We start from the raw sequence: 22,885 nt of genomic DNA, 5'->3' as shown, positions 1-22,885 counted from the left end.
GATGACTGAAATGATAAAAGTAAGCGACTCACTTGAATTACATGCCGTTGCAGAAAGTCATATCACACCTCTTTATCAGTTAACCTGTAAAAATAAAAACTGGTTACAGCAGTCGCTAAACTGGCCGCAGTTTGTTCTCAGCGAAGAGGACACGCGAAAAACGGTGCAGGGGAATGTGATGCTGCATCAACGCGGCTATGCCAAAATGTTTATGATTTTTAAAGAAAATGAACTCGTCGGCGTTATATCGTTTAATCGAATTGAACCGCTGAATAAAACCGCTGAAATCGGCTACTGGCTGGACGAGTTTCATCAGGGGCAGGGGATCATTTCTCAGGCGCTACAGGCATTGATTCATCATTACGCCCAGTCTAGTGAACTTAGACGCTTCGTGATCAAATGTCGGGTGGACAATCCGCAAAGCAACCAGGTTGCCTTGCGCAATGGTTTTATCCTCGAAGGTTGCCTGAAACAGGCTGAGTTCCTTAATGATGCTTATGATGATGTGAACTTATACGCGCGCATTATCGAATCATAATAACCCTGCCAGAGGCGTTCGCGTAATACGTTCCTCACCGTTAATGACTTTTGGACCACGGACATGAATCGTGTCGCCATCAAAGGCTTCAACGACGGCGTGGTCGGTTAACTCGACATGGTTTTCAATCATTACCGCACCTGCAATACGGCTCTCACCTTGTATTATAACGTGCTCGTCGAGCAGAACCGGGCCGCCACGCACAACGGCATTTCCGCCAATCAGAACATGATGTTTTAACACGCAATTGCCTTCTACAATGGCATATTCCGCCACCTGAGAACTGTAATGAATTGTTGGAATCGCATCTTCTTCAGTTCCGGCAATCACACGTGCGTGACCGTAGACTTTCGCACAGTCACACAGCCAGACGTTATTTTCTTCATTACCTTCAATACGCGCAAAATCAAAAACTTCGGCACGATGCTCAATAAAAGCATGGCGGACGACGGCATCGCCATAAATTTGCGCCTGATGGACAACGCGCGAGGCGCTGACGTTGGCTCGGTCATAAATTTGCAGCAGAAGATGGTGGTCGGGCGTTAACCCTTGTGCGGCGACGATCATTGAATGTTGATCGATACAGGCCTGACCAAAAATTTTACACTGACCGCAAACTAATGAATCACGAATGGTGACACTGTCACTTATATGGACGCCCTGGCTGATTTCACTATTATCGATCCAGGTGTTATCCGCCGTGAAAACCTCTCCCCATAGCACGCTGGTCCCGGTGATGCGCGTATTACCGGAAACAACCGTTCCGTCGAACGCGAGGGCATTCTGGTCGTAAATCCAGCAATTTCCTTCCTGCGCCAGCACAGTTTCGCTATCGATCCAACCACCAGCCGTTCCTGCTATCACATCGTTAAAATCGGCTATGGCAATAATCTGCCGTAATAGCACACTTTTTTTGAGGCCATCTTCTTGATAACTAAAGGCTCGTTGCTCTTCACTTAGACGATATTTGCGCATAGCTTTTTCCCGCAGGTGACTTACTATAACCGTAGCAAATTCTGCGGCTCTGGCTATGCTTGAGAAATTTCCATAAAATGCATTTCAAATATACTTTATAAATTAAACAAAATGAGTAAGAAGATGCAGAGCGATAAAGTGCTCAATTTACCGGCAGGTTATTTTGGCATTGTGTTGGGGACGATAGGGATGGGATTTGCCTGGCGCTATGCCAGCCAGGTTTGGCAGGTCAGTCACTGGTTGGGGGATGGGCTGGTGATTCTGGCGATGGTCATCTGGGGATTATTGACCACCGCATTTATTACCCGACTTATGCGCTTTCCGCACAGCGTGCTGGCGGAAGTGCGCCATCCGGTGATGAGCAGTTTTGTTAGTTTGTTTCCGGCGACGACGATGCTGGTGGCAATTGGTTTTGTGCCGTGGTATCGCCCGCTGGCGGTGTGTCTGTTCAGCGTTGGGGTAGTGATTCAACTGGTTTACGCCGCCTGGCAAACTGCCGGATTATGGCGCGGTTCTCACCCTGAAGAAGCGACGACACCGGGGCTTTATTTGCCGACGGTTGCCAATAACTTTATCAGCGCGATGGCCTGCGGTGCGCTGGGTTATACCGATGCCGGACTGGTATTTTTAGGGGCTGGCGTCTTCTCCTGGTTAAGCCTTGAACCGGTGATCCTTCAACGACTGCGCAGTTCGGGAGAATTACCCACGGCGCTGCGGACATCGCTCGGCATTCAGCTTGCCCCTGCGCTGGTGGCTTGTAGCGCCTGGTTGAGCGTCAATGGCGGCGAGGGTGACACGCTGGCGAAAATGCTCTTTGGCTATGGGCTGCTGCAATTGCTGTTTATGCTGCGCCTGATGCCGTGGTATCTCTCACAGCCGTTTAATGCCTCATTCTGGAGTTTTTCGTTCGGTGTTTCTGCGCTGGCAACCACCGGTTTGCATCTGGGAAGCGGCAGCGATAATGGCTTTTTCCATACACTGGCGGTGCCGCTGTTTATCTTTACCAATTTTATTATTGCATTATTGCTCATCCGTACTTTCGCGCTTCTGATGCAGGGAAAATTGTTAATCAGAACTGAGCGCGCCGTTTTAATGAAATCCGAGGACAGAGAATGATCATTCGTGCCGAAAACTACTTTACTAACAAATACGAACTCACCCGCACACACTCCGAAGTTCTGGAAGCTGTGAAAATCGTTAAACCGGGGAAAACGCTGGACTTGGGCTGTGGCAATGGACGTAACAGTCTTTACCTTGCAGCCAATGGTTATGATGTGGACGCATGGGATAAAAATGCCATGAGTATTGCCAACGTTGAGCGCATTAAAGCCATTGAAAATCTGGAAAATTTACGTACTCAGGTTGTCGATCTGAATAGCCTCACGTTTGATGGACAGTACGATTTTATTCTTTCGACTGTGGTGCTGATGTTCCTGGAGGCGAAAACCATCCCAGGGCTGATTGGCAATATGCAACGTTGCACTAAACCTGGCGGTTACAATCTGATTGTGGCGGCGATGGATACCGCTGATTTTCCATGTACCGTCGGCTTTCCGTTTGCCTTCAAAGAAGGGGAGCTACATCGTTATTATGAAGGCTGGGATTTCTTGAAATACAATGAAGATGTCGGTGAATTACACCGCACCGATGCCAACGGTAATCGTATTAAACTGCGTTTCGCGACTATGCTGGCACGTAAAAAATGACCTGAAAAGGATCAACGTAAGAAGTTTGCCTGTTGATCTATTCGGTAAGCATATTTTTTAGCAGGATGATGTGAAATAAGTCACAGCGGATGTGCTTTTTTATCGCCTCAAGTCTCTGAAAATAAATCAATGATGATTGACTCAGCTCCTTTTTCAGCATTGACTATATTGTCGAAAAAGGGGCCGATAAATTTATTTCTGCCAACACTTTTTTTGCCACAACACGAAGCGGTGCTTTTTGCTATAACTTAAAAAGTAATATAATCATCTCAGGAAACTATTCATGCGTACCACATCAATTGCGAAAGTTGCAGCTTTATGCGGCTTGTTGGCTCTGTCCGGCTGTGCCTCTAAAATCACCCAGCCGGATAAATACTCTGGCTTTTTAAAGAATTACTCTGATCTTCAAGAAACAACATCGGCAACAGGTAAACCCGTTTTACGCTGGGTTTCCCCTGATTTCGACCAAAGTAAATATGACAGTATTGTCTGGAATCCAATCACTTATTATCCGGTGCCAAAACCTTCTACTCAGGTAGGGCAGAAAGTGCTGGATAGAATTTTGAGTTATACCAATACCGAAATGAAAGAAGCGATTGCGCAGCGTAAACCACTGGTGACTACCGCTGGCCCGCGTAGTCTGATTTTCCGTGGTGCCATTACCGGTGTTGATACAAGCAAAGAAGGGCTGCAATTCTATGAAGTGGTTCCTGTTGCATTAGTGGTAGCGGGAACACAAATGGCAACCGGTCACCGTACCATGGATACCCGCCTGTACTTTGAAGGTGAACTGATTGATGCGGCTACCAATAAACCTGTTATCAAAGTCGTTCGTCAGGGCGAAGGTAAAGATCTGAATAACGAAAGTACGCCAATGGCTTTTGAAAACATTAAGCAAGTTATTGATGACATGGCGACCGATGCCACCATGTTTGACGTTAACAAAAAGTAATGCCAGCCGCGCCATCGTAAGATGGCGCTTCTTATTATCGGTTTCTGTCAGCAATTAAATTCAACACCACGTAACAGACGCCGCCGGCAATTAATCCCCAAAACGCCGAACCAATCCCAACCAATGTCAGCCCGCTCGCTGTTACCAGAAATGCCACCACAGCAGCGTCGCGCTCACGCTCATTATGTAGCGCCTGATACAAACTACCGCCAATGGTGCTTAACAGCGCCAGACCAGCCAGCATCTGGATCCAGCTAACCGGTAGGGCTGCCATCATTCCGGTAATGGCGCTACCAAACAGACCCGCAAGCAAATAAAAGACGCCCGCAACGGCGGCAGCCAACCAACGCTGATCTTTGTCCGGATGCGCTTCCGGGCTTTGGCAAATAGCGGCAGTAATTGCCGCAATACCGACGGAATAAACCCCGAAAGGGGAAAAAACCAGCGCCAGCAACCCAGTGAATACAATCAGTGGCGAAACCGGAGCCGAATACCCGGCCGCTTTCATTGCCGCAATACCCGGTGCGTTTTGCGATGCCATCGTCACCAGAAACAGAGGCAAGGCAACGCTAAGGCTATGAGCAAACGAAAAATCAGGGGCGATATAAGCAGGGAGAACGGGTTTAAAGATAACGTCAGTTGTGACAACGTCACCTTGTGCGATAACTATCACGATCCCAACAATCATCGCGGCGATCACCGCATAGCGTGGCGCAAAGGCTTTCGTCGCCAGCCACACCAGCAACATACTGCCACACAACGTAAACTGACCATCCAGACTGGCAAACGCTTGTAAACCAAAGCGTAATAAAATCCCGGCAAGCATTGCTGCTGCAAGCGAGTGCGGAATAATGCGCATCAGACGAGCAAAGAGTCCCGTTATGCCGCAGAGGACAATTAATGCATTAGTGACTATAAAAACGCCGATGGCTTCGCCGAGCGTTAATCCCTGTAAACCGGTGACTAACAACGCCGCGCCAGGCGTTGACCAGGCGGTGAGAACAGGCACGCGATACCATAATGTCAGCGCCAGCGTACTGACGCCCATTGCCAGTCCCAGCGCCGTCATCCAGCCGGAGATTTGTGTAGTGGTTGCTCCGGCGACGATCGCCGCTTGCCAGATTATTGCTGCTGAACTGGCGTAGCCAATCAATACCGCCAGAAACCCCGCCAGTAGCGTGGGTGGGGGAATAGAAAACAGACGCATAGTCACCTCGTGCGTTATAGCGTACAGGCACCGTATCATTTGTCCGTTATAACGCACAAGTGATAAACTCCTGTTTTGCAGGAGGACTCGCATGGAAAATCTCGCTCACTATTTATCCGCCACGCTAAAACATCTTCGTCAGCAGCGAGGCTGGAGTCTTTCGCGACTGGCAGAAGCCACGGGCGTTTCTAAAGCGATGTTAGGGCAGATCGAGCGCAATGAATCCAGCCCGACGGTCGCGACATTATGGAAAATTGCCACCGGGATGAACGTGCCATTTTCGACATTTATTTCGCCGCCACAGACCGTCACGCCATCAGTTTATGATCCACAACAGCAGGCAATGGTGATCACTTCGCTGTTTCCTTATGATCCGCAACTTTGCTTTGAACACTTCTCGATTCAGATGGCACCCGGTGCAATAAGCGAATCGACGCCGCACGAAAAGGGGGTAATTGAGCATGTTGTCGTCATTGATGGGCAGCTAGATCTGTGCGTTGATGGTGAATGGCGTAGCCTTAATTGCGGAGAAGGTGCTCGTTTTGCTGCCGACGTCATGCATATCTATCGTAATGGCGGCAAGCAAGCCGTACATTTTCATTCCCTCATTCATTACCCACGCAGTTAAGCGGGAAAACTATTTCGCAACGTCGCGCTTGTGGCTAAAATAGCCGCCATTTTTCAGCTACTGGATAAGAATGTGACCGTATCTTCTCATCGCCTTGAACTGTTAAGTCCGGCACGCGATGCCGCCATTGCCCGCGAAGCTATTTTGCACGGTGCCGATGCTATTTATATCGGCGGCCCTGGTTTTGGTGCCCGTCATAATGCCAGTAATAGCCTGAAAGATATTGCCGGGCTGGTGCCATTTGCCCATCGTTATGGTGCAAAAATTTTCGTCACGCTTAACACCATTTTGCATGACGATGAACTGGAACCGGCGCAGCGACTGATTACCGACCTTTACCAGACAGGCGTTGATGCACTGATCGTTCAGGATATGGGGATTCTGGAACTTGATATTCCGCCGATTGAACTACACGCCAGTACGCAGTGTGATATTCGCACTGTAGAGAAAGCGAAGTTTCTTTCGGACGTCGGTTTTACGCAGATTGTGCTGGCGCGTGAGCTTAATCTGGAGCAGATCCGCGCGATTCATCAGGCCACGGACGCGACCATTGAGTTCTTTATTCATGGTGCACTGTGCGTGGCATATTCCGGTCAGTGCTACATTTCTCATGCGCAAACAGGGCGTAGCGCCAACCGTGGTGATTGCTCCCAGGCGTGCCGTTTGCCATATACGTTGAAAGACGATCAGGGGCGGGTGGTTTCCTATGAAAAACATCTGCTGTCGATGAAAGATAACGATCAGACTGCCAACCTGGGCGCGTTGATTGATGCAGGTGTGCGTTCCTTCAAGATTGAAGGGCGTTACAAAGATATGAGCTACGTGAAGAATATCACCGCCCATTATCGCCAGATGCTGGATGCCATTATTGAAGAACGTGGCGATCTGGCGCGAGCTTCATCCGGTCGTACTGAACATTTCTTTGTTCCGTCGACGGAAAAAACCTTCCATCGTGGCAGTACAGACTACTTTGTTAACGCGCGTAAAGGCGATATTGGCGCGTTCGATTCGCCGAAATTTATCGGCCTGCCGGTGGGTGAAGTCGTGAAAGTGGCGAAAGATCATCTTGATGTTGAGGTGACCGAACCACTGGCTAACGGTGATGGCCTGAACGTGATGATTAAACGTGAAGTCGTCGGTTTTCGCGCTAATACGGTAGAAAAAACCGGGGAAAATCAGTACCGCGTCTGGCCAAATGAGATGCCAGCGGAGCTGCACAAAATTCGCCCACACCATCCGCTTAATCGCAACCTGGACCATAACTGGCAGCAGGCGCTGACCAAAACCTCCAGCGAACGTCGGGTGGCGGTAGACATTGAACTGGGCGGCTGGCAGGAACAATTGATTCTGACTCTGACCAGCGAAGAGGGCGTCAATATCACGCATACCTTGGACGGGCAGTTCGACGAGGCGAATAATGCCGAAAAAGCACTCAACAATCTGACCGAAGGATTGTCGAAGCTGGGGCAGACTATCTATTACGCTCGTAATGTACAAATTAACTTGCCGGGTGCGCTGTTTGTGCCAAACAGTCTGTTAAATCAGTTCCGCCGTGAGGCTGCTGAAATGCTGGATGCTGCGCGTCTTGCCAGTTATCAGCGCGGTAGTCGTAAACCGGTTGCTGACCCTGCGCCAGTTTATCCGCAAACACATTTGAGTTTCCTCGCGAACGTTTACAACCAGAAAGCGCGTGAATTTTATCATCGCTATGGTGTGCAACTGATTGATGCTGCCTATGAAGCGCATGAAGAGAAGGGCGAAGTGCCGGTAATGATCACCAAGCACTGTCTGCGCTTTGCCTTCAATCTGTGTCCGAAGCAGGCGAAAGGTAATATAAAAAGCTGGAAAGCAACGCCAATGCAGCTGGTTAATGGTGATGAAGTGTTAACGCTGAAGTTTGATTGCCGCCCGTGTGAGATGCACGTCATCGGCAAAATCAAAAATCACATTCTGAAAATGCCGTTACCGGGGAGTGTTGTCGCCTCCGTAAGCCCGGATGAACTGATGAAAACATTGCCGAAGCGAAAAGGGTAAAAATGCAAGTTTTCAGGCCTTTTCGCAACTTATTGAATTTGAAGATATTACAGGCCGGGTAAGGCGTTCATACCGTATCCGGCAACAAACGACTCAACGCTGTCCCGCTTCTGGTTTGCGTGACTTTTGCCAGTAAAAATGCTCGCGCAAACCTTCTGCCGATTCTTCCGCAACGGCGCGCAATTCATCACTGTCCGCTTCATGACGCAGTTGATGATCCACATTTTTTACCCACAAAAATTCATGTCCTTTGTGTCCTGCCATCAACTGCCCAGAGAACAGCGCACACGTTAATAAGACAACCGATAACGCCTTCGTAAACATCCCGACACCTTTTTCTTACCTTTTGCCGCTATGATGCCGATAGTTTCTTGAGGTTATTATTCAGTTTTGCAAATTAGCGCAAAGAAATTCTGGAATCAGCCTTCCTGATTTTGCATCGCATTCTGCCGTTGCGGCGATTAAGTGCTATTTTCGAGCAAATTACACACGGAGGTAAACAATAATGTTTACTTTGTTGATATACTCAGCGGCAGGGAGGCGATGTGAAACAAAACGAGTTCAGACGTTGGCTCGAATCTCAGGGCGTCGATGTGGCGAATGGCAGCAACCATTTGAAACTCCGGTTTCGCGGGAGGCGCAGTGTCATGCCGCGTCACCCAAGCGATGAGATCAAAGAACCATTGCGTAAAGCCATTCTGAAACAACTCGGTTTGAGTTAATCGCCAGTTAAAAGGTTAATGACATGCGAGAGACAGTCGAAATTATGCGTTATCCCGTCACTCTTACACCCGCGCCGGAAGGCGGTTATGTGGTTTCTTTTGTGGATATTCCTGAAGCGTTGACTCAGGGAGAAACTGTCGCTGAAGCGATGGAGGCAGCAAAAGATGCCTTAATCACCGCATTTGATTTTTATTTTGAAGACAACGAGCTTATCCCGTTACCTTCGCCATTAAATAATAACGATCACTTTATTGAAGTACCTTTAAGCGTCGCCTCTAAGGTATTGCTGCTAAATGCTTTTTTGCAGTCAGAAATCACCCAGCAAGAGCTGGCGAAGCGAATTGGTAAACCTAAGCAGGAGATCACCCGCTTGTTTGATTTGCACCATGCGACAAAAATCGACGCCGTCCAGCTTGCGGCTAAAGCTCTGGGCAAAGAGTTATCGCTGGTGATGGTTTAATTACAGTTAACGAAAAGTTGTCATTTTTAACAACTGATATAGACTGCCGGATTATCTGCACATAAAAACGATCCGATAATGAAAAAATACCAGCAACTGGCAGAACAATTACGCGAGCAAATTGTGTCGGGCATCTGGCAACCCGGCGATCGTTTGCCTTCGTTGCGTGAACAGGTGGCGCTTTCTGGCATGAGCTTTATGACCGTCAGCCATGCCTATCAGTTGCTCGAAAGTCAGGGACATATTATCGCGCGACCGCAGTCGGGTTATTACGTTGCGCCACAGGCATTAAAATTGCCGAAAGCGCCAGTCATTCCGGTCACACGTGATGAAACGGTCGATATCAATACCTATATTTTTGACATGTTGCAGGCCAGTCGCGATCCTTCAGTGGTGCCGTTTGCGTCCGCTTTTCCCGATCCGCGCTTGTTTCCGCTTCAACAACTTAATCGCTCCCTAGCCCAGGTAAGCAAAACCGCAACGGCGATGAGCGTGATTGAAAACTTACCGCCAGGAAACGCAGAACTGCGGCAGGCTATTGCTCGTCGCTATGCTCTACAGGGCATCACAATTTCGCCCGATGAGATCGTCATCACCGCCGGGGCGCTGGAAGCACTAAATCTCAGTTTACAAGCGGTAACCGAACCGGGTGACTGGGTGATTGTCGAGAATCCTTGTTTCTACGGCGCGTTACAGGCGCTGGAGCGGCTAAGGCTGAAGGCGTTATCGGTGGCGACGGATGTTAACGAAGGGATCGACCTTCAGGCGCTTGAACTGGCGTTACAAGAGTATCCAGTGAAAGCGTGCTGGTTAATGACCAACAGCCAGAACCCGCTCGGTTTTACCTTAACGCCACAGAAAAAAGCACAGCTGGTAGAACTCCTTAGTCAGTACAACGTGATGCTGATTGAAGATGACGTCTACAGCGAACTTTACTTTGGACGGGAAAAACCGCTGCCCGCAAAAGCGTGGGATCGCCACGATGGCGTGCTGCATTGTTCATCATTCTCCAAATGTCTGGTGCCAGGTTTTCGCATCGGTTGGGTCGCCGCAGGAAAACATGCGCGTAAAATCCAACGGTTGCAGTTGATGAGTACACTTTCCACCAGTTCACCGATGCAGCTTGCCCTGGTGGATTACCTTTCTACACGCCGTTACGACGCCCATCTGCGTCGTCTACGTCGTCAGCTTGCGGAACGCAAACAACGCGCCTGGCAGGCGCTGCTGCGTTACCTGCCTGCGGAAGTGAAAATACACCATAACGACAGTGGTTATTTTCTCTGGCTGGAACTTCCCGAACCGTTAGATGCGGGTGAATTAAGCCTGGCGGCACTGGCGCATCACATCAGTATTGCGCCGGGTAAAATGTTTTCTACTGGCGAACGCTGGTCGCGTTTTTTCCGTTTTAATACCGCGTGGCAATGGGGAGAGCGTGAAGAGCAGGCAGTAAAAGAATTAGGCAAACTTATTCAAGAACATCTTAAGTAGCTTTCAATTTAATTCCTCTCAGGTTGGGTAATATGAATTTCGAATAGAAGCCATATTTCGTAACCCCTTGTCTATACTCCAGAAGATAGCTTCACAGACGGCATAATGCGCGTTAGCTCACAACCTGATTAAATTTTCTCAGGGGCGAAGGTGTGCCTGCAAGCCGCCGTCTATGGTTAAACAAGGAGATATTTTTACGGCACGGCGGCTGAACAATTAATTACGACAGGAGTAAGACCTTATGAGCAAGACATTTGCCCGCAGCAGCCTGTGTGCGCTCACCATGGCAATAATGACTGCCCACGCCGCCGAGCCCCCCGCCAATTTAGATAAATCGGAAGGGCGCCTGGATATAATCGCCTGGCCGGGATATATCGAACGCGGACAAACCGATAAACAATACGACTGGGTAACGCAATTCGAAAAAGAGACAGGTTGCGCGGTGAATGTGAAAACCGCCGCGACTTCCGATGAAATGGTCAGCCTGATGACCAAAGGGGGTTACGATCTGGTTACGGCGTCCGGCGATGCCTCGCTGCGTTTGATTATGGGTAAACGCGTGCAGCCGATTAATACCGCGCTCATCCCTAACTGGAAAACACTCGATCCTCGTGTAGTAAAAGGCGACTGGTTTAACGTCGGCGGTAAAGTTTATGGTACGCCGTATCAGTGGGGGCCTAACCTGTTGATGTACAACACCAAAACATTCCCGACACCGCCGGATAGCTGGCAAGTGGTTTTTGTTGAGCAGAATCTGCCGGACGGCAAGAGCAACAAAGGCCGGGTACAAGCCTATGATGGCCCCATCTATATTGCCGATGCCGCGTTGTTTGTCAAAGCTACGCAGCCGCAGTTGGGCATCAGCGATCCATACCAACTCACCGAAGAACAGTATCAGGCGGTGCTGAAAGTGCTGCGCGATCAGCATGGGTTAATCCATCGCTACTGGCATGACACCACCGTACAAATGAGCGATTTCAAAAACGAGGGTGTCGTGGCTTCCAGTGCCTGGCCCTATCAGGCCAACGCGTTGAAAGCCGAAGGCCAACCGATCGCTACCGTATTCCCGAAAGAGGGCGTTACCGGCTGGGCCGACACCACCATGTTGCATAGCGAAGCGAAACATCCGGTTTGCGCCTACAAATGGATGAACTGGTCATTAACGCCAAAAGTGCAGGGCGATGTGGCGGCCTGGTTTGGCTCGTTGCCGGTAGTGCCGGAAGGATGTAAAGCCAGTCCGTTATTAGGCGAAAAAGGCTGTGAGACCAACGGTTTTAACTATTTCGATAAAATCGCCTTCTGGAAAACGCCTATAGCAGAAGGGGGCAAGTTTGTTCCCTACAGTCGCTGGACGCAGGATTACATTGCCATTATGGGCGGTCGCTAACTTCGCTGAGGTGTTTTATGACGTACGCAGTGGAGTTTGACAACGTCTCGCGGTTGTACGGTGACGTGCGCGCGGTAGATGGCGTCAGTATTGCGATAAAAGATGGTGAGTTCTTTTCAATGCTGGGGCCGTCCGGCTCCGGCAAAACGACCTGCCTGCGCCTGATTGCCGGATTTGAACAACTTTCCGGCGGGGCGATCGCTATCTTTGGTAAACCCGCCAGCAATCTGCCACCGTGGGAGCGGGATGTTAATACCGTTTTCCAGGACTATGCGCTGTTTCCCCATATGTCGATTCTCGATAATGTGGCCTACGGGCTGATGGTCAAAGGTGTGGAGAAAAAACAGCGTTACATCATGGCGCAAGAGGCGCTGGAAAAAGTGGCGCTGGGTTTTGTTCAGCAACGTAAGCCATCACAACTTTCTGGAGGCCAGCGCCAGCGGGTTGCTATCGCCAGAGCGTTAGTGAATGAACCGCGCGTATTATTGCTGGATGAACCACTCGGCGCGCTGGATCTCAAGTTGCGTGAGCAGATGCAACTTGAGCTGAAAAAGCTGCAACAGTCTCTCGGCATTACGTTTATCTTCGTTACCCACGATCAGGGCGAGGCATTATCAATGTCCGATCGTGTTGCGGTATTCAACAACGGTCGCATTGAGCAGGTCGATTCACCACGTGATCTCTATATGCGCCCGCGCACGCCGTTTGTTGCCGGATTCGTTGGGACATCAAATGTTTTTGATGCGCTGATGGCAGAGAAACTTTGCGGAATGATGGGTAGCTTCGCATTGCGCCCGGAACATATTCGCCTCAATACACCTGGCGAAGTGCAGGCTAATGGCACGATCCAGGCGGTGCAGTATCAGGGCGCGGCGACCCGTTTTGAACTGACACTGAGCGGCGGTGAAAAACTGCTGGTTAGTCAGGCCAATATGACGGGGGAAGAACTCCCCGCTACGCTTACTCCAGGACAACAGGTGATGGTTTCCTGGGCGCGCGATGTGATGGTGCCGCTGGTTGAGGAGAGGTGAATGGCGATGAACGTATTGCAATCACCTTCACGTCCAGGTCTGGGCAAGGTGTCCGGTTTCTTCTAGCGGAATCCGGGGCTGGGGCTGTTTTTGCTGCTGCTTGGCCCGTTGATGTGGTTTGGCATTGTCTATTTCGGTTCGCTGCTGACGCTGTTATGGCAGGGCTTTTATACCTTTGATGATTTCACCATGTCGGTAACACCGGAACTGACACTGGCGAATATCCGCGCGCTGTTTAATCCGGCCAATTATGACATCATTCTGCGCACGTTAACCATGGCAGTTGCTGTGACCATCTCCAGTGCTTTTCTGGCGTTTCCAATGGCGTGGTATATGGCGCGCTACACCAGCGGTAAGATGAAAGCGTTTTTTTATATTGCGGTAATGTTGCCGATGTGGGCGAGCTACATTGTTAAAGCCTATGCCTGGACGTTATTGCTGGCAAAAGATGGCGTGGCTCAGTGGTTTTTACAACATCTTGGGCTGGAACCACTGCTGACTGCGTTCCTTACATTACCTGCGGTGGGCGGCAATACGCTGTCAACTTCCGGGCTTGGGCGCTTTCTGGTGTTTCTCTATATCTGGCTACCGTTCATGATCCTGCCGGTACAGGCGGCGCTGGAGCGTTTGCCATCGTCACTTTTGCAAGCCTCAGCGGATTTAGGCGCACGTCCACGGCAAACCTTCCGTTATGTGGTGTTACCGCTGGCGATCCCTGGCATTGCAGCCGGGTCTATTTTTACCTTCTCGCTAACGCTGGGCGATTTTATTGTCCCGCAACTGGTTGGTCCGCCAGGGTATTTTATTGGCAACATGGTTTACTCGCAGCAAGGCGCGATTGGCAATATGCCGATGGCAGCAGCGTTCACCCTGGTGCCGATTGTTTTGATCGCACTGTACCTGGCGTTCGTGAAACGTCTGGGAGCGTTCGATGCACTCTGAACGCGCACCGTTTTTCCTCAAACTGGCGGCCTGGGGCGGCGTGGTTTTCCTCCATTTTCCCATCCTGATTATCGCGGCCTATGCTTTTAACACTGAAGATGCGGCGTTTAGTTTTCCACCGCAAGGTTTGACGCTGCACTGGTTTAGCGTGGCGGCACAGCGCAGTGATATTCTTGATGCCGTGACACTGTCACTTAAAGTGGCGACGCTGGCGATATTGATCGCGCTGGTGTTAGGGACGCTGGCAGCCGCCGCGCTCTGGCGACGAGACTTTTTCGGCAAAAACGCCATTTCGCTGTTACTGCTGCTGCCTATTGCGTTGCCGGGCATTGTCACAGGCCTGGCGTTATTAACCGCGTTTAAAACTATCAATCTGGAGCCGGGATTTTTCACCATCGTAGTCGGTCATGCGACTTTTTGCGTAGTGGTGGTGTTTAACAATGTCATCGCCCGTTTTCGCCGTACCTCGTGGAGTCTGGTAGAGGCGTCAATGGATCTTGGAGCCAATGGCTGGCAAACCTTCCGCTACGTGGTGTTGCCGAATCTCAGTTCGGCGCTACTGGCAGGAGGAATGCTGGCGTTTGCCTTGTCGTTCGATGAAATCATCGTTACGACTTTTACGGCAGGTCATGAACGAACGTTACCACTGTGGTTACTCAATCAGCTTGGGCGACCGCGTGATGTACCGGTAACCAACGTGGTGGCACTGCTGGTTATGTTGGTAACAACCTTGCCGATCCTGGGAGCCTGGTGGCTAACCCGCGAAGGCGACAATGGTCAATAACCACTGATACAGGAATATGCTATGCAACATAAGTTACTGATTAACGGAGAATTGGTTAGCGGCGAAGGGGAAAAACAGCCTGTCTATAATCCGGCAACGGGGGAAGTATTACTGGAGATTGCCGAGGCATCCGCAGAACAGGTGGATGCTGCTGTTCGCGCGGCAGATGCAGCATTTGCTGAATGGGGGCAAACCACGCCGAAAGCGCGTGCAGAATGCCTGCTGAAACTGGCGGATGTTATCGAAGAAAACGGTCAGGTTTTTGCCGAACTGGAGTCCCGTAACTGTGGCAAACCGCTGCATAGTGCGTTCAATGATGAAATTCCGGCGATTGTCGATGTCTTTCGCTTTTTCGCCGGAGCGGCGCGCTGCCTGAACGGTCTGGCGGCAGGCGAATATCTTGAAGGTCATACCTCGATGATCCGCCGCGATCCGTTGGGGGTTGTAGCCTCTATTGCACCGTGGAATTATCCGCTGATGATGGCTGCGTGGAAACTGGCTCCGGCGCTGGCGGCAGGGAACTGCGTAGTGCTTAAACCATCAGAAATTACCCCGCTGACAGCGTTGAAGTTGGCAGAACTGGCGAAAGATATCTTCCCGGCAGGCGTGATCAACGTACTGTTTGGCAGAGGCAAAACGGTGGGCGATCCGCTGACCGGTCATCCCAAAGTGCGGATGGTGTCGCTGACGGGGTCTATCGCCACTGGGGAGCACATCATCAGTCATACCGCACCGTCCATTAAGCGCACTCATATGGAACTTGGCGGTAAAGCGCCAGTGATTGTCTTTAATGATGCTGACATTGAAGCGGTTGTCGAAGGTGTGCGTACATTTGGCTATTACAATGCCGGGCAAGATTGTACTGCTGCCTGTCGTATCTACGCGCAAAAAGGCATTTACGACGTGCTGGTAGAAAAACTTGGTGCCGCAGTGGCAACGTTAAAATCAGGCGCGCCGGATGATGAATCCACAGAGCTTGGTCCTTTAAGTTCGCAGGCACATCTCGAACGCGTCAGCCGGGCGGTGGAAGAGGCGAAGGCGACGGGACACATTAAGGTGATCACCGGCGGTGAAAAACGGCAGGGTAATGGTTATTATTATGCGCCGACACTGCTGGCGGGTGCGTTACAAGAAGATGCCATCGTCCAAAGAGAGGTATTTGGGCCGGTAGTGAGCGTGACGGCTTTCGATAGCGAAGAACAAGTGGTTAACTGGGCGAATGACAGCCAGTACGGGTTGGCCTCTTCGGTATGGACGAAAGATGTTGGTCGGGCGCATCGCGTCAGCGCGCGTCTGCAATATGGCTGCACCTGGGTTAATACCCATTTCATGCTGGTAAGTGAAATGCCGCACGGCGGGCAGAAACTCTCAGGCTATGGCAAAGATATGTCACTTTATGGGCTGGAAGATTACACCGTAGTACGCCACGTAATGGTTAAACATTAAGGATAATGTTGTAAATCTGGAGAGTGTGAGAAGATCTAACGTACTGTCAGAGAGTTGATTTTTCTCTGACAGTGCGTACTGCGTGCAATTTTGCTACATCAGATAAACCATCCAAATCTCATAGAGATAAGAGTAAACAACCCAACAGCAGCAAAGAGATTTATCAGCACTACAGTTCTACTGGAAACGTTCATTTTTGCCACCTTTTGTCATAGCCCTTATGTGTATAGTACGGGTTAAGAAAATCCGCAATCATACTTATTCTGAAGATGGACAAGAACATGCCGTAGGTTATTGAATTTATCTCAAATGGACTGAAAACTTGATATACATCAAGAAATGACGCATATTTGCGCGCGTTTTATTCATCTGGCTGGATGCCCGTACATGTCTCTTTTTCAATGTTTGCTTGTTTTTTATGCTGTCATGGCAGCAATCGCCTTTCTCATTACCTGGTTTCTTTCCCACGATAAGAAGAGCATTCGCTTTCTGAGCGCCTTTCTGGTGGGGATTACATGGCCGATGAGTTTTCCGGTGGCGCTACTGTTTTCTCTATTTTAAATCTCACTCGCTGGCTTGACGGCACAACGCAGACTTATATCATTTGGGTGAATCGATAAATTTCACAAGTGGCTGAGGAGAAAGTATGTCGCATCTGGATGAAGTCATCGCGCGCGTGGATGCCGCGATTGAGGAGAGCGTCATTGCCCATATGAACGAGTTGTTAATCGCCCTGAGCGATGACGCAGAGTTAAGCCGGGAAGATCGTTACACCCAGCAGCAGCGTTTGCGCACCGCAATTGCTCATCACGGTCGCAAGCATAAAGAAGATATGGAAGCGCGCCACGAACAGTTAACCAAAGGCGGCACCATCCTCTGATTAAAACGTGCGTCTGGCCACCAGCCAGGCGCCAACTACCAATAAAACTGCCCCGCAAATTGGGCCAATCAGCGCCCGAAGTGGCACGCCATGACTGCGGAAAATATCCAGCACCAGACCGCCAATAAGTTGACTGGCGACCAGTACAGCAATGGTCGTTGCCGCGCCAACATTCTGATATCCGCTGATACTGGCAAAAACAAAAAACGATCCCAACAAACCTGGGATTAGAGTCCACCAGCGCACGCTGGACACCAGTTCGCCAAAGCCTGCTGTTCCTTGCTTAAACCATAAAATAGACACGAACAGCACAATCCCCACCAGTGAGTTCAGCAGCATGGCGATAAGGATGGTGGAGGATGTCTGGGTGATGCGTACCATCAATGTGTTTTGCACCACAAGACTAATCCCGGCAGCAATCAAAAAGGCAAGGGTAAGCGACTGATTCATTCGAGTGAATCCGGTTCGCTACGATCGTCAAGTTGTAATTGCATAAAGGTGAGATCCAACCAGCGACCAAATTTAGTGCCTACCTGTGGCATTTGCGCTGTGACGACAAATCCCAGCGACTGGTGCAGATGCAACGACGCCTGATTTTGTGATTCTATGCCGGCAACCATCACATGCTTACCGCAGTTCTGCGCTTCATCAATCAACGCGCGCAACAATTTTCGCCCAAGACCTTTACCCTGATGATCCGGATGGACATAAACCGAATGTTCCACGGTATGGCGAAAACCGTCGAAACTACGCCAGTCACCAAACGAGGCATATCCTGTAACTACGCCATCTTCTTCGCTCACCAGCACCGGATAACCCGATAAAGTCCGTGCTTCAAACCAGGCAATGCGGTTATCTGTATCCACAGTCTGGTCGTTCCAGATAGCTGCCGTATGCAGTACAGCGTGGTTATAAATTTCCGCAATTGCAGCACAATCGGCTTTGCGGGCAGAACGGATGGACATCTTAAGCCTCGATAAAATAATGATGATGACGTTATCAATACTATCGAAAACAGCCCGAAGCAACGGATTCCTCAATGAAATTATTGCGTGTTGCAGAGGGGATGTGACGGCTGAAAACAAAACCAATCCAGTGAGCCTGCTACTATTGATGGATTCATGCCAAAAGCACAGGAGAGCATTATGGGGCAACAAAAGCAGCGTAATCGCCGTTGGGTTCTGGCGTCGCGTCCATACGGCGCGCCGGTTCCGGAGAATTTCCGTCTTGAAGAAGATGATGTCGCCACACCGGGTGAAGGACAGGTGTTATTACGCACGGTCTACCTGTCGTTGGATCCGTATATGCGCGGGCGCATGAGCGATGAGCCATCCTATTCACCACCGGTTGATATTGGTGGCGTGATGGTCGGCGGCACGGTGAGTCGGGTGGTGGAATCTAATCATCCGGATTACCAGCCTGGCGACTGGGTGCTGGGTTACAGCGGTTGGCAGGATTACGACATATCCAGTGGCGATGATCTGGTGAAACTTGGCGATCATCCGGAAAATCCTTCGTGGTCACTGGGTGTGCTGGGAATGCCTGGCTTTACGGCTTATATGGGGCTGCTGGATATCGGTCAACCCAAAAAGGGAGAAACGCTGGTAGTTGCTGCAGCAACTGGGCCGGTTGGCGCGACAGTGGGGCAAATCGGCAAACTAAAAGGTTGCCGCGTGGTGGGTGTTGCCGGTGGCGCGGAAAAATGTCGTCATGCCATAGACGTTCTGGGTTTTGATGTTTGTCTTGATCATCACGCAGATGATTTTGCCGAACAACTGGCGAAAGCGTGTCCGAAAGGCGTGGACATCTATTATGAAAACGTTGGTGGTAAGGTGTTTGATGCGGTGCTGCCTTTACTCAATACATCCGCGCGTATTCCCGTTTGCGGTTTAGTGAGCGGTTATAACTCCACCGAACTGCCTTCCGGGCCGGATCGTTTACCGCTACTTATGGCTACGGTGCTGAAAAAACGTATTCGCCTGCAAGGGTTTATTATTAGTCAGGATTATGGTCATCGCATCCATGAGTTCCAGCAAGAGATGGGGCAATGGGTGAAGGAGGGGAAAATTCACTATCGTGAACAAATTACCGATGGTTTAGAAAACGCCCCGCAGACATTCATCGGCCTGCTGAATGGTAAAAACTTCGGCAAAGTCGTGATCCGTGTTGCGGATGATGATTAACATTTCAGGTGGCGGCATTCTTGCCGCCACTAATGAATATTATTCAAATCGCCATGCGAGATTTACGCCTACACCATAATTCCGCCCAGGCGCAGGCTCGTAATATCGACCATTGGATTCATTAACAATCACCGAGCCGACATATTCTTTATCGAATAAATTATCGACACGACCAAATAAATCTATTGTCATATTACGGTAATTATATTTATAGCCGGTGAACAAACCGACGAGAGTGTAAGAGGGCGCTTTTGCCGTATTCTCGTCATCCGCCATGATATCGCCCATATAACGTGCTTCTGTGCCTGCATACCAGCCTTCTTCTGGCACATAACCTAACGACGCAAAGCCCATATTGCGGGCGATCCCGGGCATTCGGTTACCATTACAGTCCTGAGCGTTACAAACATTGCTGCGATAAGTTGCGTCAAGCCACGTCCACGACGCTTTCACACGGAAATCTCCGGCAAAACGCTGATCCCACGCCAGCTCGGCCCCCTGACGACGCGTCTTCCCGGCATTTTTATAAGTGGTACGCCCGCCGCTACTGCTATCAACAACGATTTCATCATCGGTATCGGTCTGGAATAACGCAGCGGTAAACAAGCCATCGCCGATACGCGTTTTACTGCCGATTTCGATTGTGTCGTTAGTGGACGGTTTTAAACCAAAGTTCATGCCACTTTGCCCGTCGGCACGGTAAGAAAGCTCATTAATGGTTGGTGTTTCAAAACCGCGTCCGGCTGCCAGATAGACATTCCAGGCATCGGTCATGGCGTATTTCAACGATCCCGCAGGAAGCCATTTGTGATAACTGGCATCACCGCTGTCATCACCATTGCCGGGGGTAACGTAATGATCGTTAGAATCAAACCACACGGAGCTGTAGCGCACGCCAGCATCCAGCGACAGTTTGTCGGTTAGTTGCCACTGGGTTTGTAAATAGGGATCGACGTTCCACATCAGATTGCGTTCGTTGCGACGCAAATCACCTTTTTGTCCGTACTCCGGCACGCCGTTATTAAGGCGGAAGTTATTGTAACCCTTTCGGTTTTCACTCATGTTTTCATAGTTCAGGCCAGTAGTGAAAGTGACCGGAACACCCAGTTCGCCACGATGTGTCCAGCGACTGTCTATACCCTGGTAATGACGTTGCAGGGTAATTACACCGCCTGCGTGTGACGGGTTAAGCTGCGGGGTCATCGGGATCGACTGATACTGGGTCGTTTCCCGTTCGCCTGCGTACATCATCACGCTCATCTCATCCTGCGCGCTAAGGCTGCGCTCGTAGCGTAATCCAGCCTGAGTTTGTTTGATGGTTTTACGCGTGTCGTACTGTTCAGCACGAGGCGCTTGTTGCGGATTCGCTTTCCATTCTGTTTCGGTCAACCCACCAGGGTCATCGGCTTTGATGTCCACACTGTTGAAAATCAGGTTTAACTTACTGGCGTCATCAATGCGTACGCCCAGTTTGGCATTGGCTAAATTTTTCTGTGCGCCACTATGGTTACGATAACCGTGGGTCGTAAAACGCGTGGTTGAGACGGTGTAATCGACATCGCCAGGCTGTGTGCCGTCGCCCATTGCGCCCGTCGCTTTCAGTCCATAGCGCCAGCTACCATAACTGCCATAGTAACTGCTGGCTTCAATAGTTGGTGGCTGTTCGCCGGTTTGTGTGGTGACGTTCATTACGCCGCCAGACGCATTGCCATACAGGGCAGAAAAGGGGCCTCGTAGCACTTCCACGTTTTGCACACTACTTAAATCGATATTAGACGTTTGCCCTTGTCCGTCAGGCATAGTGGCGGGAATGCCATCAACATACAGGCGAATACCGCGAATACCGTAAGTGGAACGGGAACCAAATCCGCGAATAGACAGTTGGAGATCCTGCGCATAGTTCTGCCGGTTTTGTACCTGCAAACCAGGCACACTGGTCAGTGATTCAGACAAATTAATGCGCGGCGTTGCCAGACGCATCTCCTCGCCATCGACCACGCTTACCGCAGCGGGTGTGTCCAGTTCAGAAACTACCTGCGGCGCGGCGCTAACAATCATGGTTTGTTCATTAGCGGCAAAAGTTGAAGGAGAAAGGAGAATCAGTGCGGGCAAAACGGTCTGTCGGACGGAAAAGATCTTCATGAAAAAAGCCAGGTTAAGAATGGGAAAACACCGTCATGGTAATGAATTTGTAAATTTATAGAAAACAAAACGGCACAATACGTTAATCAATTGGGAAAATTGTAGTCGTAGCGACAAGAAATGCTCCACATTTGAGAAAATAATGATTACCATTCCCATTTATAACAAGGGCGTAACGAAGATTATGCTCAACGAAGCATTGTGAAGCAGCTATAAATCGGTTCATCAAAGGGAGTCGTCATGCATTTACGTCATCTGTTTTCATCGCGCCTGCGTGGTTCGCTACTGTTAGGTTCATTGCTCGTTGCTTCATCATTCAGTACGCAGGCAGCGGAAGAAATGCTGCGTAAAGCGGTAGGTAAAGGTGCCTACGAAATGGCTTATAGCCAGCAGGAAAACGCGCTGTGGCTCGCCACATCGCAAAGCCGCAAACTGGACAAAGGCGGTGTGGTTTATCGTCTCGATCCGGTGACTCTGGAAGTCACTCAGGCAATTCATAACGATCTCAAGCCGTTTGGCGCCACTATCAACAACGCGACTCAAACGTTGTGGTTTGGTAACACAGTAAACAGTGCGGTCACGGCAATTGATGCCAAAACGGGCGAAGTGAAAGGGCGTCTGGTACTGGACGATCGCAAACGTACAGAAGAAGTGCGTCCGCTACAGCCGCGTGAGCTGGTTGCTGATGATGCTACGAACACTGTTTACATCAGCGGTATTGGGAAAGAGAGTGTGATTTGGGTGGTTGATGGCGAGAATATCAAACTGAAAACTGCCATCCAGAACACCGGTAAAATGAGTACCGGTCTGGCGCTGGATAGCAAAGGCAAACGTCTTTACACCACTAACGCTGACGGCGAATTGATTACCATCGACACCGCCGACAATAAAATCCTGAGCCGTAAAAAGCTGCTGGATGATGGCAAAGAGCATTTCTTTATCAACATCAGTCTCGATACTGCCAACCAGCGAGCATTTATCACTGACTCCAAAGCGGCAGAAGTGTTAGTGGTCGATACCCGTAACGGCAATATTCTGGCGAAGGTAGCGGCACCGGAATCACTGGCTGTATTGTTTAACCCGGCGCGTAATGAAGCCTACGTGACGCATCGGCAGGCGGGGAAAGTCAGTGTGATTGACGCGAAAAACTACAAAGTGGTGAAAACGTTCGACACGCCGACCCATCCTAACAGCCTGGCGCTTTCTGCCGATGGCAAAACGCTGTATGTCAGCGTGAAGCAAAAATCGACTAAACAGCAAGAAGCCACTCAGCCGGACGATGTGATTCGTATTGCGCTGTAACAGACACAGACATGGAGGAGTTTGTCTTTCGTAGGCCGGATGCGGCGCAAGCGCTGCATTCGGCAAGCGGAGCACCT

At 50.1% G+C, this 22,885-nt stretch carries 24 protein-coding genes and 1 pseudogene; 18 read left to right on the top strand and 7 right to left on the bottom strand.

All coding sequences use genetic code 11. The features are described from left to right. The first annotated feature begins 1 nt into the window (after position 1). Entirely contained in the window at positions 2–538 is a 537-nt protein-coding gene (gene rimL / locus A7589_RS02500; RefSeq protein WP_108188706.1) for a 50S ribosomal protein L7/L12-serine acetyltransferase, read from the top strand. Here the strand turns inward: rimL and ydcK are convergent. Then, on the bottom strand, positions 533–1,513 hold the full coding sequence (gene ydcK, locus A7589_RS02495; protein ID WP_001234029.1) for a YdcK family protein: 981 nt from the start codon (positions 1,511–1,513) through the stop codon (positions 533–535). The genes rimL and ydcK overlap by 6 nt on opposite strands. A gap of 123 nt (positions 1,514–1,636) precedes the next feature. On the opposite strand from ydcK, the gene tehA reads away from it, so the two are divergent. The 3 genes from tehA (at position 1,637) to A7589_RS02480 (ending at position 4,171) form a co-directional block, all read left to right on the top strand. Continuing rightward, the gene (gene tehA / locus A7589_RS02490) at positions 1,637–2,629 is read left to right on the top strand and encodes a dicarboxylate transporter/tellurite-resistance protein TehA (RefSeq protein ID WP_001190281.1); all 993 of its coding nucleotides are present in this window, start codon (positions 1,637–1,639) and stop codon (positions 2,627–2,629) included. Next, positions 2,626–3,219: a tellurite resistance methyltransferase TehB gene (tehB, locus tag A7589_RS02485; protein ID WP_108188705.1), complete on the top strand. Its 594-nt coding sequence runs from the start codon at positions 2,626–2,628 to the stop codon at positions 3,217–3,219. Before tehA ends, tehB begins: the two co-directional genes overlap by 4 nt. 283 nt (positions 3,220–3,502) lie before the next feature. After that, on the top strand, positions 3,503–4,171 hold the full coding sequence (locus A7589_RS02480; RefSeq protein WP_001261028.1) for a DUF3313 domain-containing protein: 669 nt from the start codon (positions 3,503–3,505) through the stop codon (positions 4,169–4,171). Between the two features lie 34 nt (positions 4,172–4,205). Here A7589_RS02480 and ydcO read toward each other — a convergent pair whose 3' ends face one another. Further along, the gene (gene ydcO / locus A7589_RS02475; protein ID WP_071988075.1) at positions 4,206–5,417 is read right to left on the bottom strand and encodes a BenE family transporter YdcO; all 1,212 of its coding nucleotides are present in this window, start codon (positions 5,415–5,417) and stop codon (positions 4,206–4,208) included. A gap of 52 nt (positions 5,418–5,469) precedes the next feature. On the opposite strand from ydcO, the gene A7589_RS02470 reads away from it, so the two are divergent. Both A7589_RS02470 and rlhA read left to right on the top strand, forming a co-directional pair. Further along, positions 5,470–6,006 carry a helix-turn-helix domain-containing protein gene (locus tag A7589_RS02470; protein ID WP_000429072.1) on the top strand — a complete coding sequence of 179 codons (537 nt, stop codon included), beginning with the start codon at positions 5,470–5,472 and terminating at the stop codon, positions 6,004–6,006. Positions 6,007–6,078: 72 nt separating this feature from the next. Then, the gene (gene rlhA, locus A7589_RS02465) at positions 6,079–8,040 is read left to right on the top strand and encodes a 23S rRNA 5-hydroxycytidine C2501 synthase (RefSeq protein WP_010356229.1); all 1,962 of its coding nucleotides are present in this window, start codon (positions 6,079–6,081) and stop codon (positions 8,038–8,040) included. Positions 8,041–8,133: 93 nt separating this feature from the next. Here the strand turns inward: rlhA and A7589_RS02460 are convergent, their stop codons facing one another. Continuing rightward, positions 8,134–8,364, bottom strand: coding sequence for a YncJ family protein (locus A7589_RS02460; protein ID WP_000494239.1), 231 nt, complete (start codon positions 8,362–8,364; stop codon positions 8,134–8,136). A gap of 221 nt (positions 8,365–8,585) precedes the next feature. On the opposite strand from A7589_RS02460, the gene hicA reads away from it, so the two are divergent. The 8 genes and pseudogenes from hicA to patD all read left to right on the top strand — a co-directional run bounded on the left by hicA (position 8,586) and on the right by patD (position 16,301). Next, positions 8,586–8,762 carry a type II toxin-antitoxin system mRNA interferase toxin HicA gene (gene hicA / locus A7589_RS02455; protein ID WP_000812246.1) on the top strand — a complete coding sequence of 59 codons (177 nt, stop codon included), beginning with the start codon at positions 8,586–8,588 and terminating at the stop codon, positions 8,760–8,762. Positions 8,763–8,806: 44 nt separating this feature from the next. Further along, on the top strand, positions 8,807–9,223 hold the full coding sequence (gene hicB, locus A7589_RS02450) for a type II toxin-antitoxin system antitoxin HicB (protein WP_077630331.1): 417 nt from the start codon (positions 8,807–8,809) through the stop codon (positions 9,221–9,223). 78 nt (positions 9,224–9,301) lie between these two features. Then, entirely contained in the window at positions 9,302–10,711 is a 1,410-nt protein-coding gene (locus A7589_RS02445) for an aminotransferase-like domain-containing protein (protein WP_000760664.1), read from the top strand. 241 nt (positions 10,712–10,952) lie between these two features. Beyond that, positions 10,953–12,098 carry a putative ABC transporter substrate-binding protein YdcS gene (gene ydcS / locus A7589_RS02440; RefSeq protein ID WP_105282637.1) on the top strand — a complete coding sequence of 382 codons (1,146 nt, stop codon included), beginning with the start codon at positions 10,953–10,955 and terminating at the stop codon, positions 12,096–12,098. 17 nt (positions 12,099–12,115) lie between these two features. Beyond that, positions 12,116–13,129 carry an ABC transporter ATP-binding protein gene (locus A7589_RS02435; RefSeq protein WP_000220386.1) on the top strand — a complete coding sequence of 338 codons (1,014 nt, stop codon included), beginning with the start codon at positions 12,116–12,118 and terminating at the stop codon, positions 13,127–13,129. After that, positions 13,130–14,071: pseudogene (locus A7589_RS02430) on the top strand (ABC transporter permease). It abuts the gene before it with no gap. After that, positions 14,061–14,855, top strand: a complete 795-nt coding sequence (locus tag A7589_RS02425) for an ABC transporter permease (RefSeq protein ID WP_000555449.1) — start codon at positions 14,061–14,063, stop codon at positions 14,853–14,855. The pseudogene A7589_RS02430 and the gene A7589_RS02425 overlap by 11 nt, the downstream one beginning before the upstream one ends. Before the next feature lie 21 nt (positions 14,856–14,876). Continuing rightward, positions 14,877–16,301, top strand: coding sequence for an aminobutyraldehyde dehydrogenase (gene patD / locus A7589_RS02420; protein WP_001163917.1), 1,425 nt, complete (start codon positions 14,877–14,879; stop codon positions 16,299–16,301). Positions 16,302–16,399: 98 nt separating this feature from the next. Here patD and yncL read toward each other — a convergent pair whose 3' ends face one another. Next, positions 16,400–16,495 carry a stress response membrane protein YncL gene (gene yncL / locus A7589_RS02415; protein WP_071598995.1) on the bottom strand — a complete coding sequence of 32 codons (96 nt, stop codon included), beginning with the start codon at positions 16,493–16,495 and terminating at the stop codon, positions 16,400–16,402. A gap of 193 nt (positions 16,496–16,688) precedes the next feature. Between yncL and A7589_RS02410 the strand changes: the two genes are divergently transcribed. Further along, positions 16,689–16,862 (top strand): GhoT/OrtT family toxin, encoded by a 174-nt coding sequence (locus tag A7589_RS02410; RefSeq protein WP_000051844.1) that lies wholly within the window; start codon positions 16,689–16,691, stop codon positions 16,860–16,862. Positions 16,863–16,947: 85 nt separating this feature from the next. Continuing rightward, positions 16,948–17,181 (top strand): DUF2526 family protein YdcY, encoded by a 234-nt coding sequence (ydcY, locus tag A7589_RS02405; protein ID WP_000018633.1) that lies wholly within the window; start codon positions 16,948–16,950, stop codon positions 17,179–17,181. Here the strand turns inward: ydcY and A7589_RS02400 are convergent, their stop codons facing one another. Continuing rightward, positions 17,182–17,631 (bottom strand): DMT family transporter, encoded by a 450-nt coding sequence (locus tag A7589_RS02400; protein WP_001076559.1) that lies wholly within the window; start codon positions 17,629–17,631, stop codon positions 17,182–17,184. It lies immediately after the preceding gene. Continuing rightward, positions 17,628–18,146 (bottom strand): GNAT family N-acetyltransferase, encoded by a 519-nt coding sequence (locus A7589_RS02395; protein ID WP_000027830.1) that lies wholly within the window; start codon positions 18,144–18,146, stop codon positions 17,628–17,630. Before A7589_RS02395 ends, A7589_RS02400 begins: the two co-directional genes overlap by 4 nt. A 180-nt stretch (positions 18,147–18,326) precedes the next feature. On the opposite strand from A7589_RS02395, the gene curA reads away from it, so the two are divergent. Further along, positions 18,327–19,364 carry an NADPH-dependent curcumin/dihydrocurcumin reductase gene (gene curA, locus A7589_RS02385; RefSeq protein ID WP_000531466.1) on the top strand — a complete coding sequence of 346 codons (1,038 nt, stop codon included), beginning with the start codon at positions 18,327–18,329 and terminating at the stop codon, positions 19,362–19,364. 39 nt (positions 19,365–19,403) lie between these two features. Here curA and pqqU read toward each other — a convergent pair whose 3' ends face one another. Further along, entirely contained in the window at positions 19,404–21,506 is a 2,103-nt protein-coding gene (gene pqqU / locus A7589_RS02380) for a TonB-dependent receptor PqqU (RefSeq protein ID WP_105282638.1), read from the bottom strand. Between the two features lie 240 nt (positions 21,507–21,746). On the opposite strand from pqqU, the gene yncE reads away from it, so the two are divergent. Further along, a complete protein-coding gene (gene yncE, locus A7589_RS02370) occupies positions 21,747–22,808 on the top strand; it encodes a 7-bladed beta-propeller protein YncE (protein WP_000550658.1) in 1,062 nt (353 codons plus the stop codon). The last annotated feature ends 77 nt before the right edge of the window (positions 22,809–22,885 follow it).

Origin of the sequence: Escherichia sp. MOD1-EC6475, assembly GCF_003046645.1 — a bacterium.
Classification (GTDB): Bacteria; Pseudomonadota; Gammaproteobacteria; order Enterobacterales; family Enterobacteriaceae; genus Escherichia; species Escherichia ruysiae.
This window is presented reverse-complemented; position numbering and strand designations above follow the sequence as displayed.